Below are 15,063 nucleotides of genomic sequence, written 5' to 3' on the forward strand. Positions count from 1 at the left end.
GGCGTCGTGCGGGAGTGGGGCATGTACGTCCTGGAGCGAAGGGGCGGGATCCGAGAGCGAGTTCCCCTGCCAAGCGGGGCATCGATGCAAGCCTCGCGGCGGGACGAAACAATAAACGCACGACACACGAAGTCCAGTGCTGCGATGCTCAGTTCCTTCAGGGAGAACGAACTCTGCAGACCAGTCTCCGGAGAGATCCCGGTTTCACGAACCGGGGATTCCGTGTTAGAGGACGCTGACGCCCCCGCCCGTTAGGACGGGTGGCGGCCGGCCGTTCAGATGCGGTAGTGCCACGCCTCGGTATCACACGCGGGGCTCCGCGGAAACAAATCTCCTACTCGCGGACGCTGAAGGCATGCAACTCAGGGAAAGGGGGCGTCGAAACTGAAGCTGTTCCACACCAAGCGCGACGTGATCGAGATCCCGTCGCGTCTTGCCGAGGTCGAGGCGGACGTCCAGGACCATGTCGAGACCAACCTCGAGGCGACGCTCGGCGTGCGGTTCCTGGCGAGCGAGTACAGCACCGGTCCCGTCCACGGCGGCCGGATCGACACCCTGGGGATCGACGAGAACAGCGCCCCGGTGGCCATTGAATTCAAGCGCGCGACGGATGCCGGCGTGATCAACCAGGGGCTCTCTTACCTATCGTGGCTGGTGGACCACAAGGCGGAGTTCGGGCACCTGGTCCGCGACCGGCTCGGGGCAGCGGTCGCGGCCCAAGTGCTGTGGAGCGCGCCCAGGCTGATCTGCGTGGCCGGCAACTTCACCCGCTACGACGTTCATGCCGTCCGCGAGCACCAGCGCAGCATCGACCTGGTCCGCTACCGCTTCTTCGGCGCCGACCACTTCGGTCTGGAGCCCGTCGCCTCGGTCGCCGCCCAGACGGCGGTGCTGCGCACCCGCCGGGCGAGTGAGACGGCGGGACTCGGTGCCCGTGTGGCGGATGCGGCGATGGAGGAGCTGTTCGCGGAGGTCGACCAGGTCCTGCTCGGGCTCGGTGACGACATCACCAAGGCCCAGCGCAAGACCTACCGCGCCTACCAGCGCCTGCGGAACTTCGCCTGCGTGTGCCCGCCGCAGAAGAACAAGCTGCTCGTCTACCTCAAGGTCAACCCCAAGGAGGTCGACCTCGTCCCCGGCTTCACCCGGGAAGTCACGGCGCTCGGCCATCACGGGACCGGTGACCTGGAGGTGCGGCTGCGCACAGATCGCGACCTGGAGCGGGCCCAGGACCTCTTTCGGCGCAGCTATACCGCGGCGTAGAGACGGCAAGTGCTGTGTCTTAGGTCGGCAACTCGTGCTCACCACTATGAAGTTGGGGCCTGGTCGTGTCGTCGCCTTTCGACGGAGTGGGCGGGGATTGGCGGTGGACTGCCAAGGGTGCCGTCGAGTCCCCGGCTTCGCTAACCGGGGACTCGATGGGATAGGCGGCTGAAGTTCGCGGCTTCCGTCGAATCCCGGCTGGTCGAGCACCGCTGTTTCGCTCCAGGGGGCCGCCAGCCGCCTGGCGGTTCTGCATCCGGCAGTGGCTTGTGAGGCGTCCGGTATCGGCCGCAGCATCGATGTGCGGAGTATGCATTTCTGTCGCTCGCGCCGATGCGAGGGGCCCGGCACGGATGCCGACGGGACTGCTGGACGAGCCCGCCCCTCTCCGGGCTGGAGGAAGGCCGCAGGATATCGTCGCTGTCAGCCTGCGCTTTTCTTGTCTTGGCGTCTGGATCTGTGCCGCCGGTGCACATCTGTAGCCGGGCGAGGTGCGTGGCGAGCGGTGCTCTACGACGTTGAAGCAAAGGCAGGGCCGGGTGGCTAAGGCGACGGATTCCATCGAGTTTGACCAGGAATCGGGGCTCGTCTTGATTCCGCGGAACAGGCAGCCCGAATTCGCTCTCGGCGTGTCGCTCTGGGGAGACTCCGCCGAGAAAGCCTTCCACGCTTTCGTCCGGCGTGAGGCCGCGTCAGGCGGCCTTGACCGTATCCGCCGCATGCCGGGGCGAGGGGACACCGTCATGCCCCTCAAGCTTCAGCTCGTTCCGCGCCCGGACAACGACTACAACCCCAAAGCCGTCAGCGTGGCTGCCCCACCCCAGCACCCGGGCACTGACCACGAACGGCATGTCGGCTACATGTACGACCGAAACCTGGTCTCCTTGGGAGGCCCCATACGGGGCCTGGCGTACGCCACCGGACGCCCCGTCGGCTGTCACGCCTACGTGAAACTGCGCGAGGTCGACCCCAGGGAGTACCGGAAAAGGAAGGCCGACTACGGGCCGGTCATCACCGCCTCGCGCAGCCGCATCTACAGCTACATCGACGGAATACGTCTGCTGATGCCCTGGTGGGAGGACTTGCAGCAGATGGCCATCACCCACGCCCGGACGATACGCCCCGATTTGATACTGCCGTTCACCGGACACTGGGTTTCCTGGAAGCCGGGCGCCCGCGAGAAACTCGCCGCCCGGACCCTGGATCACCTCTTCCCTGTTGCCCTGCGAGTCGAGGACGGAGAGCTGCTCGCCTACCACGAGGACCTGCTGCTGGCCTGCTTGTGGCCGTCGGGCAGGGACTTCTTCGATCGCACCATGAAGCGAGTGGAGGAGCTGGGTGGCGCTGCCACCGCCTTCGCCGAGGACTACGAAGGCTCCATCAAGATCTACGCCGAGGACAGCAGCCCCTGTACCTGATGCCGCCCGCTTCCTGAGGAAGACGACCGGGGCTGGCAGTCGTCCGCCTTTCCCTCGTCGTCGGCCCGTCGGCCCTGGTCGCGGAGCCAGCCGGTCCATCGCGGCGGACGACGCGCCACCAGAGATGGGAAGGTGCTCGACCTCCTCCGGCAGCATCCTCCGCAGGCTGCCGTACGACATGTCCGGCGCCCTGACTCACGCAGCCGCGCCCGAGCCGGCTCGGCTGCCTGGGCCCCCTCCCCACCGCATCGTCCAGCGCCTCCGCGGCTGGCCCCAGCAGCCGCCGGTGCTGCGGATCCTTCCTCGATGCTGCTGGCCGCTCGCGCCCATGCCAAAGCCCGCGGGGGGCAGGGGGCCTGGGCCGCCGGACAGCTCAGGCCAGCACGTCGGGCACGATTACGGCCGGGGCGTGGACCGGCCGGGTCGCCAGCGCGGCAGCCGCGCCGTCGGCAACCGCCTGTTTGGCGAAGGCGTGCCCGTCCGTGGTACGGCCGGGCAGACAGGTGAACAGCCCGCCGGCGGTGACGGTGCGCGAGTCGAACAGCAGGGGTGCGGTGACCGGCGTGCCGGGGTCGGCCTGGTCGAGCCTGCCGCCGGTCGCCTGGGCGATCTCGGCGAGGGTCGAAGGAATCACGGTTGAAGACTCTCCTTTCCGCTTGGCTCGCTCGGACGACACCTCGGCCCGCGGAGAAGCGGTCGAGGCCGTCATTGCAGTCAGCAGGACGCCGATGGGCGATGCCTCCGCGAAACAGCCAGGGTGCGGCTCCTCGCGGCGGCCGACGTCAGCAACCGGTCGGGGCTGGTGGTCAGGCCGCTTGCCTCTGGGCGGCACGGGCAGCTTGGGCCGGCACCCAGGCGTGGACCTGGTCGGGCTGGACGTAGAGGACGTTGGGGTTGTGGGTGTGAGGCCCGTAGCCGCTGGTGGCTGAGACCAGGAGGTACGCGCCGGGCGGGACGTGCCAGTTCCAGAACCAGGCGTCCTGTCGTGCACCGGTGTCGCACCAGCTGATCACGGCCTTCGAGCCGCGTCGGCCGCGCTGGTAGACCCGGGTCACCTGGAGCAGGTGGCCGTGGCCGGCGGTCCGCTGCTGCTGGAGGCTGTGCCACTGGGCGGCCAGGGCCGCGTTCCGCTTGCGCCGGGAGCGCATGCGGAACGCGACCACTATCGCGATCAGGGCAGCAGCGACGATCACAGGGCCGGGGCTGGTGTACATGTCCCCTATCCTGCCTGCTCGCCTGTGGCCGGTGATGCCTCTCAGCGCCGGTGGTGCGGAAGGTCGTCCTGGCGCACAGCGAGATAGGTCTCGGCGGTGGCTGCCTCGAGGATGCCGGGGTGCTCGTCGAGGTCGAGCCGGGGCTCCTGGTGGGCGGGTAGGAGGTCGCTCCACTGGCGGGAGGCGCCGTCTTCGTAGGCGTCACGCAGGCGTTCCCGGATCAGCTCGCGCCGTTGATACTGCGTTTCGCGGAAGACGCGGCGCTGTTCGCGGCGGCGCTGTTCCTCGGCCTCTTCGTCAGCGGGCTCGTCGGCGATGCGTTGGTACTCGGCGCGCAGGCCCGAGGTGCGTTCGGCGATGATCTGGTCCTCGTGGTGCAGCTGATCGCAGGCGGCGAACAGGCGGCGGGACATGCCCAGGTGCAGTTCGGTGCCGGGGACACGAGGTAGAGCGGGTTGTTGTCGGTCTCGTAGGCACGGGCGAGCCTGGGGGTGCGTTCATCAGGAGCTCACGTGGCCGTCCTGGTCCGGGTTGAGGCCGAGCCTGACGTAGAGGAGCTGGGCGACGTCGGTGAGGGTGCTGTTGGCGTTGCGCAGCAGCTCCATGGGCGGGATTTCGATGCCGTAGCGGTTGTGCACCTTGACCAGCAGTTCGGCGCCCATGAGGGAGTCGAGGCCGTAGCTGTCGACGCGTGCGTGCGGGTCGATGTCCCCTGCGTCCATCTGCAGGACTTCGGCCAGGAGCCCCGCGAGATGGCCGGCCAGGTAGGCCAGGGCGTCCTTCCTGGACATCTGGCCGAGGGCACGCACCAGCTCCTCCCTGCTGAATCCGTCGCCGTCGGCGGACTCCGGCACCAAGTGGGAGAAGCGCGGGGTGCCTGCCGTGGGGAAGAGCGTGCGTGCCCGGTGCCAGTCGGCGCTGGTCACCGAGGCGACCACCGCGTCCGTGGTCAGGAGGGCCTCGGCGGCGGCGAATGCCTCGGCCGGAGGAACTGCCTCGAAGCCCATGCCCGCCATCACCGTCGCGAGCTGATTCCGGGCCACGAATCCCACATCGGCGATCGGGCCCCAGGCGATGGCCAGAGCCGGTTCGCCGGCGCGGCGCCGCTGCCGGGCGAGGGCTTCGAGGTAGAGATTGCCGGCCACATAAGGGGCTTGTTTGACATTGCCCAGCGTGGTGACGAACGAGGAGTACAGCAGGAACAGATCGCACTCGCGGTCGCGGGTCAGGCGGTCCAGCACCGTGGCTCCGGCGATCTTCGGCAGCAGTACGGCGCTCATCCGCTCGGTGCCGAGCTTGAGGAAGTCCTTGTCGTCCAGGTGCATGGCGCAGTGCACGACCCCGCGAAGAGGGTGCCCGCCGGCGTCGATGCGGGCGACGAGCTCCGTCATCCCCACCAGGTCCGTGGCGTCGGCCGCGTAGGCGGTGGCCGTCACGCCGCGCTGCCGGAGCCCGGCGAGGACTTCGTCCGCCTCCGGGGCCTGCGGGCCGCGACGGCTGATCAGAGCCAGATGCCTGGCACCGCGGTCGGCCAGCCACGCGGCGGTCGCCGCCCCGAAGCCGCCCGTCCCGCCGGTGACGAGATACGTGCCCTCTGGATCCAGCCGCGGGGCGCGCCGCAGCGGCTCCACCAACGGGGGCTCGTCCAAGGTGTCGAAGGCGACCACGATCTTTCCCATGTGGCGGGAATGCTGGAGGAGCTGGAAGGCGTCGCCGACGCGTGCCGCGGGAAAGACACTGTGCGGCAGCGGACGGAAGCCTCCCTTCGCGGCCGCCTCGGAGACCTCCGCGAGGAGGGCGACGGCGCTGCGGGGGTCGGCGAGCACCTTGGTCAAGTCCATGCCGAAGAAGGCGATGTTGTTCAGGAACGGGCGCAGCAACAGGGGCTTGTTCTCGAAGAGGTCACGCTTGCCCAGTTCGACGAAGCGGCCGCCCGGGCGGACCAGTTCCAGGCTCCGGGCCATGCCCTCGCCGGCAAGGGAATTGAGGACGACGTCGACGCCTCGTCCGCCGGTGATCTCCTTCACCTTTTCGGCGAAGTCGAGGCCGCGTGAGTCCAGAACGTGTTCGACGCCGAGGCCGCGCAGCAGACTGCGTTTGACACCGCTGCCCGCGGTGGCGATGACGTGTGCGCCGTGCGCCGCCGCGTACCGGGCCGCCGCCAAGCCCACGCCCCCCGCTCCACCGTGTACGAGGACCGTCTCCCCCGGCCGCAGGCGGGCCAGGGTGCCGAGCGCGTACTGCACCGTGGCGCAGGCGACGGGCAGGGTCGCCGCCTCCTGGTAGGCCACGGGGAAACCGTCCGGGATGCACCAGATGGCCCGGGCGTCGGCCAGGGCGTGCGAGGCGAGGAAGCCGGACGCGAAGCCGGCGACCCGGTCACCGGGCTTGAAGTCGGTGACCCCCGCGCCGCGGGAGACCACGACGCCGGCTCCTTCCACTCCATAGCCGTGCGTGGAGCTCGTGCCCTCGAACACCTCCTCCGGCAGCAGCCCGACCACCTGCATCATGTCGCGGTAGTTCAAAGCGGCGGCCTTGACCCGGATCAGCACCTGCCCGGGGCCGGGCCGGGGAAGCTCGGTCTCCTGCCAGGAGAGCCGGTAGGACAGGCCGGGGTTGGTGACCTTCAAGGTGAAGGCGCGATCCTGCCCGGCTGTCGCGGCCAGGGGTGCGGCCACGGGACGGACCTGCTCGCGGGGCACGAACCGCCCGTGGCGCGTCAGGAGGATCTCGTCCTCCGCGCCGGGGCCGAGGAGCTCGCGGACGATCCTGCGGGCGTCGTCGCCCGGATCGTCGGCGGCGGCGGTCAGGGCGATCCTCCGGCTGTGCAGCTCGGGATGCTCGTTCGCCAGGCAGCGGGCCGCGCCCCACCAGGCCGCGGCGACGGGCGGGACCTCGTCCGGCTCCGCGCCCACGGGCAGAGCGGCGTTGGGGCCGCACACGAGCCAGATCTCCGGGCGGACGGTGTCCGGCAGTTCCTGGCAGGCGGAGGCCAGGGCGCGCAGGGTTTCCAGCTGACGAGCCGTGTACCCCGCGATGCCGTCCGGTTCGCGCTCGTCCACCGGCCCGAGGAGGAGAGTGACGGCGAGTGTGCCCGCCTGCGGAGCGGCACTGGCGAGCAGGCCGGTCCAGGCCAGTTCGGTGGCACCGGCCACTACCGGGCCGACGGCCGTGCCCCCCGCCCGCGCTATGGCCTCGACCACGGCGCCCGCCAGTGGTGTGACCGCGTCGGCTGTGGCAGCGACCAGGTGGTGGGTGCCGGCCCGGGGGGGCGGGCAGGGCTGCCGCGGGTGCGGTGCCCGGCTGCCCGGCGGGGGTGGCGGCGACGATGACGGAGCTGCCCTCGCGCGCCGGGGCCCGGTCGTCTCCGGTCTGGGCGACCTCCGCGAATCCGCAGGCCGCGAGAAGGCCGGGCCACGCGTCCCGGGACAACAGCGGTGAGCCGGGCCGCACATCGGTGTCGGCGCGTGTGTGATAGCTGTCCAGCGTGCCGAAGATCGGCAGAGCCAGGTCTTCGGTGTGCGGCTCGATGGCGAGGAGCTGGCCACCGGGCGCCAGCAGTGCGCAGAGCCCGCGCAGGGCATCCGGCAGGTGCTTTGCGGTGTGCAACGCGTGGGCCGCGACCACCAGGTCGAAGGAGTGCGCGCCGTAGCCCTGCTCTCCGGCGGCCACGTCCAGGTCGAAGGTGCGGTACTCGACGAAGTCGTACGCGGCGAAGCGGGCTTGGGCCCGGGGCAGGAAGTACGCGGAGACGTCGGTGAAGTGGTAGCGGGTACGGTCTGTCGGAAGCAGGGGCAACAGGGCGGCGGCCGTGCCGCCGGTGCCCGCGCCGACCTCCAGAATCCGCAGGGGACGGTCCGCCGGCCAGCGCCGCACGATCTCCCGGGCCAGCGTCTGGACGATGCGGTTGTGGAAGCGGCAGAACGGCGCGATGTCGTAGAACAGCTCCAGCACCTTGCTGGTGGAGTCCTCGACCAGCAGATCCAGCGGATCTTCGGCACCGCGCAGGATGCCCTCGAGGCGCTGGGCCTGGTGAGCGAACAGCGCCAGCTCCACGCAGTGGCCGGGGCTGCTGTCGACGATCTCCCACCCCCGGGCGCCGGGCGTGGCGTGGGCACCGGTCAGACACAGCCTGCCGTCCGGACACCGCTCGGCGAGCCCGGTCCTCACCAGTTCCGGTGCCACCCATCGTTCGAGGCGGCGGTACTTTTCCTCGTCGAAGCCCGCCGCGGCGAGGTCTTCCGGGGTAAAGGGGGCCGCCGGGTCGGGCAGCGCACGGGCGACCGTGGCAGCGAAGGCGCGCAGGAAGTGCTGGACGGCGAGCGGAAGGAACTGATCCCAGCGCAGCTCGCGTCCGTCGGCACGCAACCGTTCGATGTGCCCGGCGCAGGCGGCGACGAGCTCGTGCGGCGCGGGCAGCGGGGAAGGGCCGGCCGGTTCCTCCGGGTGCGGTGCGGCACGGAGGACGGTGTGGGTGACCTGCGGCGAGCGGCTGCGGTCGGAGGCGACACGGCGCAGACGGCAGCTTTCGAGCTGAACCGTGACGGTGCCGTCCGGGTCGGTGACGAGGATGTCCCAGCACACCTCTTCGTGGGTGCGGGACCGTTCCTGGACCATGAAACAGCCCGTCGCCGACGGGGTGGCCCAGACGCGGACGGCCCGGATGCTGCAGGGCAGGTACGCCAGGCCCGCGTCGAGCCGGCCGAGGAGCAGCGCGACGCCGGTCTGCAACGCCCCGTCCAGAAGGGCCGGGTGAACGGTGTAGGGGGCTCCGGGAGCGTCGTGCGCGTAGCGTGCGAAGGCCACGCCCGGCCCTGTGCGCAGCTCGTCGAGGACCTGGAAGGCGGATCCGTAGCACAGGCCCACGCCGGCGCACGAGGCGTAGAAGGCATCCGGCTCGATGCGGTCGGAGCACCGGGCGCGCCAGGCGCCCGGATCCGTGGCCGCCGGGCGCCGGGACAGCAGGGTACGGACCCGGGCACGGCAGTGCGTACCGGCCGTGTGGGGTTCACCGCTGGAGACGAGGACCGTGCCATCGTCGGGGGTGAGCGCGGTCTGGAGACGAGTGCCGGAGGCGTCCTCCCAGGGCACGACCAGTCCCCGGGCGATGTCGAGGTATTCGAGCTCGACATCGGTGCCCAGCACCAGCTTTCCGGCCGACAGGCACATTTCGACGTACGCGGTGGCCGGCACCAGGACCGTTCCGCCCACGCGGTGGCCGGTCAGCCAGGGCACGACGGCCGGTTCGACGGCACCGGCCCAGGCCGGGACGGGGGCCTCGGCCCGTGCCCCGAGCAGCGGATGCTCTCGCTTGGCGCCTCGTGTCCACTGCTCCTTGCCTCCGCCCCAGTGACGCTCGCGCTGCCAGGGGTAGGCGGGCAGCGCGACAGCGCGGCCGGGTCGCGGGAAGTACCGGTCCCAGTCGGTGCGCGCGCCCGCCGCGACCAGGGCGGCGCGGGCGGTGGCGAGGGCGCGCGGCCCGTCGGCCCCGCGGCGCAGTGTCGGCACCACCGCCACGGTGGTCCGGGGGCGCGTCTCGGCGATGCGGCGCAGATAGGCGCGCAGCACCGGGTGCGGGCCGATCTCCAGGAAGACGTCGGCTCCGTCTTCGAGCATCTGCTCCACGGCGTCCTTGAAGCGCACCGGGCGGCGCACGTTGCTCCACCAGTACTCCGCGTCCAGATCCCGTCCGTTGGTCTGCGCGCCGGTCACCGTGGAGTAGAAGGGAACGGTCGCCGCGGCGGGTTCGAGCCCCGCGAGGCCGTCCATCAAGGGCTCACGCAACGGGTCCATGGCCCGGCTGTGGAAGGCGTAATCGAGGCCCAGATCACGGAAGAAGACCTCGCGCTCCCGCAGGGCGGCGCCGAAGCCGGTCAGCGCGTCGGCGGCGCCGACGACGGTGACGTCCTTGGGGCCGTTGACCCCGGCGATCTCCAGCCCCCGGCCGAAGGACCGCAGGTCCTCGGCCGCCCGCTCGGCGTCGAGGCCGACCGCGGCCATCCGCCCGCTGCCGGCGGCCCTCGCCTGCGTCCGGCCGCGCACGGCGGCCAGGCGGGCGGCCTGGCCGAGGGAGAGGGCCCCGGAGGCGTAGGCCGCGGCCACCTCGCCCGCGCTGTGACCCACCACCATGGCGGGGCGCACGCCTTGGGCACGCAGCACGGCCATGATGCCGAGCTGCACGGCGAACAGCAGGGGCTGGGCCACCTCCGTCGCCTCCAGCCGCCCCCGCTCGGCCGGAGCCGCCAGCCGCTCGGCGACGGACCATCCCAGGTGCGGGGCCAGTTCGGCGTCGGCTTCCGCGATCGCCTCGCGGAAGACCGGGTGGGTTTCGAGGAGATCGGCCGCCATGCCCGCCCACTGGGAGCCGTTACCGGCGAAGACGAAGGTGATCCGGCCGGCACCGACCGCCGTGCCCGGTCGCCGGGGGTCGTCTTCGGCGAGGCCGGTGAGGAGCCGCGCCGCTTGCGCCGGCGTATGGGCTAAGACGGCGGCACGGTACTCGTGCAGGGCGCGGCGGCGGCAGGAGGTGTACGCCAGGTCGTAGAAGTCCTCCGGGGAGGTCGTGGCCAGGTGGCCGGCCATCCGGGAGACGGCTTCCCCCAGCGCCTTCGGGGTGCGAGCGGAGACGACGACGGGCAGGCCCTCGGGAGGCACCGGGCTCGCGGAGAGGCCGGGGGCGGGTGGATCGGGCGGGGCGGCCGCCACGATGACGTGGGCGTTGGCACCACCGAAGCCGAAGGAGTTGATGCCGACGACGGGCCGGCCGGTGGCGGGCAGCGGGCGGCTCTCGTCGGCGAGCCGGAGGCCGAGACCGGTGAAGTCGATGCCCGGGTGGGGATTGCCGGCGTACGGGGAGGCCGGCACCATGCCGTGCTTGAGCACCAGCAGTGCCTTGCACAGCCCGGCCATGCCGGATGCGGGCTCGAGATGGCCCAGGTTGGCCTTCACCGAGCCGATCAGCAGTTCCCCGCTGATCCGGCGGATGCCCAGGGCACGCCCGATCGACCGGGCCTCGGCCGGGTCGCCCACGGGCGTGCCCGTGCCGTGGGCCTCGACGTAGACGAGCTCGTCGGGGTGGACTCCGAACTCCGCGTACACCCGCCGCAGCAGGGCCTCCTGGGCCTCGGGGTCGGGCAGGGAGAGCCCCATCGTCCTGCCGTCGCAGTTGCTGCCGCTGCCCAGGATCACGCCGAGTACCCGGTCCCCGTCGGCCAGGGCGTCGTCGAGCGGCTTGAGGAGCACCATGCCGCCGCCCTCGGCCCGGACGAATCCGTCGGCTTCGGCGGAGAACGACGCGCATGCCCCGCGCCGCGACAGCATCGCCGCTTGCGAGAAGCCGACGTAGATGTACGGACTGATCAGGATGTTCGCCCCGCCGCACAGGGCGGTACGGCTCGTACCGTCCCACAGGGTGCGGCAGGCCCGGTCCAGGGCGACCAGCGAGGAGGAACACGCCGTGTCCACCGCCATGCTCGGGCCGCGCAGATCGAACGTGTGGGAGAGCCGGTTGGCGGCGATCGAGGAGGCGACCCCGGAGACCGTGTAGGGGCCGATCATCCGTGGTTCCAGCATCTGCAGGAACCCGTAGGAGCTGTCCGAGATGCCGATGTAGACCGCGGTGTCGCTGCCGGCCAGGGAAGCCGGAGGAATCGAGGCGTCGTCGAACGCCTCCGCCGTCAGCTCCAGCAGGAGGCGGTGCTGCGGGTCCATGTGCGCGGCTTCCTTGGGCGAGACGCCGAAGTAGCCCGCGTCGAAGTCCGTGATGTTGTCGAGGAACCCTCCGGCCGCGGTGTAGCTCTTTCCCGGCCGTGGCACGGCCGGGTCCACGAACAGGTCGACGTCGAAACGGTCTTCCGGAACCTTGCCGACCAGGTTGCGTCCCTGCCGCAGCGCCGTCCACAGATCATCGAGTCCGTTGACGCCGCCGGGCAAGCGGCATGAAGCACCCACGATGGCGATGGGCCGTGGAACATCGGCCCCGGGCTCGGGCATGGGCACGGCCTTTCCGGTCGGAGTGTTGACAACTCGGCATTCGCCTGGTCGTGTTCACGTTTGCCCTCCACCGTCGCGGAGCATGTTTCCGGCGGCATGGTTCACCCGGATCGGTGGAGGTTCGCCCTCAAACCCCCACCTTTGCCCTGGAGTTGACCGCCGATGCCGCCCGTTCCAAGGAGGCTGCCACGTGTCCGTACTGCTGACCGGTGCGACCGGATTCCTCGGCTGCCGCCTCCTGCGCGAGCTCCTGGCCGACTCGCCCGAGGAGACGTTCACCGTGCTGGGGCGCGGCACGGCGCGACAACTCCGCGAGCGCACCGAAGCCGCGATGACATGGCTCGACAGCCCCCCACTGGCACCGGGGACGCTGGAGCGGGTGCGCTATCTCGGCGCCGACATCACCGACCCGGGTCTCGGTCTGTCCCCCGAGGACCGCGCCCGTGTCGTCGACGGCCTGACCACCGTGTGGCACGGCGCAGCCCGGCTGGCCCTCGAAGGCGATCCCGCCCCGCTCTACAAAGCCAACGTTCTCGGCACCCGCCACGTCCTTCGGCTCGCCGATGAGGCGCCCGGAGCCCATATGGTCCACATCAGCACCGCTTTCGTGGCCGGCCGGCGAAGCCAGGGCCACATCATGGAAGAGGACTTGTCGGAGAGCGACGACTTCGTGACCCTCTACGAGGAGACCAAGCACACCGCCGAACGTCTCGTGCGTGCCTGGGCCCTGCCGGACCGTCGGCGCACGACAACCGTTCTGCGGCCGGGTCTGCTGGTCACCGACCGGCGCGTACCCGAAGGGCTGCCCGGTCAGCCGCTCGACATCCTGTCCCGGCTCTTCGACGACCTCCTGCGCCACGAGGCGGGACGCGTCAAGGCCGCCGACCGGCTCCTCGCCCGTGCCCACCGTCGCGGCGACGAGATCCGCGTGCGCCTCACCGGTGACCCCGAGGCATCCCTGAACCTGCTCCAGGTGGACTACGCCGCCCGCGCCATGGTGCGGGCGGTCCGCTCCCGGACCGGCGAACCCGGCCTGCGCACCCTGCACGTGACCCATCCGGTCAACACGGAGTTCGGCGTGGCCTTCGCGGCCTTCGAGTCCCGGTATCCAGGCATGGTCCTGTCCCTGGAAAAGTCGGTGCCCGACCCGACGCGCTACGAGGCGAGCCTCCACCAGCACGGCAGCCGGATGCTCAAGTTCGCCATGCACCGCCGCACGTACGACCGCACCCACCTGCTCCAGGCCGTAGGTGATCTGCCGGACCCCCAGCCCATCGACCAGGCGTACCTCTCGCGGGCCTTCGGCTACGCCGGGGAATCGCTTTCCGTATAGGAGGGCCTCGCCCACGGTCGTGGCGAGTGGCGCTGTCGGGTGACAGGGCGGTGTGGCGGACATGCGGGGCGACCGTCGAGGCAACAAGTGTTGTCATGAGCGACGATGTGAGGGAACGCGGATGTCACCACGGCAGCCGACCGCTCGGCGGCCGCCTGCTCGGCGCCCTCTGCGCGGTCACGGTGTCCGGGATGCTCCTGACCGGGTGCGGCGGCGACGGCGGGAAGGGGAACGGGGGCACGGCCACCCCGTCCCCGCCGCCCGGTACCACCGCGACGGCGACTGGCCCGGGGGCCACGGCCACCGGGCGGATGACCGAGGACCAGAGGCAGCGGCAGGCGCTGGTGCCGACGGCGAAGGTGGGCTACGACCGGGCGGCAGGCGCGGCCGCGGCAGCGGTGCCGGGCGGCAAGCTGGTGGCCCTGGAGCTGAAGCGGTCGGCCGAGGGAGGGCCGGAGTGGGAGACGGAGGTCGCCACGTCCGACGGCACGTCCCGCATGGTCGTCGTCGACGGTGTCTCCGGCAAGGTCACGCGGTCGCAGGCGAAGACCGACGAGGACGCCGAGGACAAGCGCAAGCTCGCCGACAGGCTCACCAAGGCCACGGCCACCTGGCAGGACGCGGCCTCGACCGCCACCGGCCGCAAGAAGGGGACCGTCACCTCGCTCGACCTGGACACCGACGACAGCAAGACCCTGGTCTGGTCCGTCGACGTCGTGACCACCAACGACTGGAACAAGACCACCTACGACATCGACGCCGCCAACCGCAAGGTGCTGCGCGAGCACGTCGACCGCGACTGAGACGGCCCGCCGGGCAGTGGGAGAGCGCGCATCCGGTCTCTTGCCGTCATGCACCGCCCGCAACGTCCGCTCCGGCATCAGCGCCTGCCGGCCGGGGTCGACGCCCAGCGGGGTGAGCGCGATTCGGCCCGTCCGGCAACCCCGAGCCGCTACCGCGCGATCCTCGGATGCCGCCGCCAGGTGCCCGTAGCGGTCTCCAGCGCGGCCGCCATCCGCAGCACCCCGAGATCGTCGCCCTGGCGGCCGATGATCTGCAGCCCGGTGGGAAGTCCCCGGTCCGCGAAGCCGAAGGGGAGCGAGATCACCGGGAGGCCGGCGAGCGTGACGCGCGAGCAGATGCGCATCCACTCGCGGTAGAAGGTCTGTTCCACCCCGGCGACCCGTTTCGGCCAGTGTTCGCGCACGTCGAAAGGCGGCAGTTGGGTGACCGGGGCGATCAGGAAGCGGTACTCGGTCAGGAACGCGTACATGCGGTCGTGGACCTGGGAGCGCAGCAGTTCCGCGCGTCGACCCTAGGGGCCGTCCCAAGCTCAGAACGGAGCCCTCCGAGGTGTCCGGCCCAGTGGTGGCCGCCAGTGGTTCAGGCTGATAACAGGCCCTGTGCGCATGCCGGGCATCCTCGCGCCCCGGTCGGGGCGCCGGAAGGAATCAGCAACCGGGAGGGGGAGCCGGAGCAGTCGTTGGCGACCGTGGCGCCGCTCGGTGCTTCGACATGGGTGGCGTTACGCCGGCCCTTGTAGCTAGCCGACAGTTTCTGGACTGCCAGGGGCTGTCAGGGTCGCGCAGAGGCTGGGGACCATCTGGGGACCACACGTCATGCATGTAAGTGGACAAGCTGATCGCTACTGAACGAACTGTCACGGTAGTTCGTCCAGTTACCGCAGATATGACGTCATGGCACTTGACCGGGGGGCAAGGGGTCGTGGCTTTAAAACCCGCCGTCCCGACGGTAGCCCTCGGCGAGATAGCGGCTGAGGACTGCGCCGGCCGGTCCCGGGCAAAACGTGTGACCTCCCCCGCAAACCAGGGCCTGTCCGATG

The 15,063-nt window shown here is 70.9% G+C and carries 9 protein-coding genes and 1 pseudogene; 4 read left to right on the forward strand and 6 right to left on the reverse strand.

The window, feature by feature from the left end:
• Positions 1-411: 411 nt before the first annotated feature.
• Both ACFZCD_RS19920 and ACFZCD_RS19925 read left to right on the forward strand, forming a co-directional pair.
• Positions 412-1,263: a DUF5655 domain-containing protein gene (locus tag ACFZCD_RS19920; RefSeq protein WP_391832560.1), complete on the forward strand. Its 852-nt coding sequence runs from the start codon at positions 412-414 to the stop codon at positions 1,261-1,263.
• A 743-nt stretch (positions 1,264-2,006) separates the two neighbouring features.
• Entirely contained in the window at positions 2,007-2,681 is a 675-nt protein-coding gene (locus tag ACFZCD_RS19925) for a hypothetical protein (protein ID WP_391832562.1), read from the forward strand.
• Between the two features lie 373 nt (positions 2,682-3,054).
• Here the strand turns inward: ACFZCD_RS19925 and ACFZCD_RS19930 are convergent, their stop codons facing one another.
• The 5 genes and pseudogenes from ACFZCD_RS19930 to ACFZCD_RS19950 all read right to left on the reverse strand — a co-directional run.
• On the reverse strand, positions 3,055-3,315 hold the full coding sequence (locus tag ACFZCD_RS19930; protein ID WP_391832564.1) for a Mur ligase domain-containing protein: 261 nt from the start codon (positions 3,313-3,315) through the stop codon (positions 3,055-3,057).
• Between the two features lie 172 nt (positions 3,316-3,487).
• On the reverse strand, positions 3,488-3,895 hold the full coding sequence (locus tag ACFZCD_RS19935) for a hypothetical protein (RefSeq protein ID WP_391832566.1): 408 nt from the start codon (positions 3,893-3,895) through the stop codon (positions 3,488-3,490).
• A gap of 41 nt (positions 3,896-3,936) precedes the next feature.
• A complete protein-coding gene (locus ACFZCD_RS19940; RefSeq protein ID WP_391832568.1) occupies positions 3,937-4,308 on the reverse strand; it encodes a hypothetical protein in 372 nt (123 codons plus the stop codon).
• A gap of 87 nt (positions 4,309-4,395) precedes the next feature.
• On the reverse strand, positions 4,396-6,525 hold the full coding sequence (locus tag ACFZCD_RS19945) for an SDR family NAD(P)-dependent oxidoreductase (RefSeq protein WP_391832570.1): 2,130 nt from the start codon (positions 6,523-6,525) through the stop codon (positions 4,396-4,398).
• An 817-nt stretch (positions 6,526-7,342) separates the two neighbouring features.
• A pseudogene (locus ACFZCD_RS19950) lies at positions 7,343-11,887 on the reverse strand (beta-ketoacyl synthase N-terminal-like domain-containing protein); the annotation flags it as partial.
• 190 nt (positions 11,888-12,077) lie between these two features.
• On the opposite strand from ACFZCD_RS19950, the gene ACFZCD_RS19955 reads away from it, so the two are divergent.
• Complete coding sequence (locus ACFZCD_RS19955; RefSeq protein WP_391832572.1) at positions 12,078-13,220, forward strand: SDR family oxidoreductase; 1,143 nt, start codon at positions 12,078-12,080, stop codon at positions 13,218-13,220.
• A gap of 95 nt (positions 13,221-13,315) precedes the next feature.
• Positions 13,316-14,023 (forward strand): PepSY domain-containing protein, encoded by a 708-nt coding sequence (locus tag ACFZCD_RS19960; protein ID WP_391832574.1) that lies wholly within the window; start codon positions 13,316-13,318, stop codon positions 14,021-14,023.
• 149 nt (positions 14,024-14,172) lie between these two features.
• Here the strand turns inward: ACFZCD_RS19960 and ACFZCD_RS19965 are convergent, their stop codons facing one another.
• Positions 14,173-14,520 carry an amidase family protein gene (locus tag ACFZCD_RS19965; RefSeq protein ID WP_391833114.1) on the reverse strand — a complete coding sequence of 116 codons (348 nt, stop codon included), beginning with the start codon at positions 14,518-14,520 and terminating at the stop codon, positions 14,173-14,175.
• Positions 14,521-15,063: the final 543 nt, after the last annotated feature.

Source organism: Streptomyces sp. NPDC008001, assembly GCF_042958085.1.
Taxonomy (GTDB): Bacteria; Actinomycetota; Actinomycetes; order Streptomycetales; family Streptomycetaceae; genus Streptomyces.

Bases quoted from the DNA above. Each gene is read 5' to 3' on its own strand.
- ACFZCD_RS19940 (WP_391832568.1), bottom strand. From the start codon at position 4,308: ATGTCCCGCCGCCTGTTCGCCGCCTGCGATCAGCTGCACCACGAGGAC.
- ACFZCD_RS19925 (WP_391832562.1), top strand. From the start codon at position 2,007: ATGCCCCTCAAGCTTCAGCTCGTTCCGCGCCCGGACAACGACTACAAC.
- ACFZCD_RS19935 (WP_391832566.1), bottom strand. From the start codon at position 3,895: ATGTACACCAGCCCCGGCCCTGTGATCGTCGCTGCTGCCCTGATCGCG.
- ACFZCD_RS19960 (WP_391832574.1), top strand. From the start codon at position 13,316: ATGAGCGACGATGTGAGGGAACGCGGATGTCACCACGGCAGCCGACCG.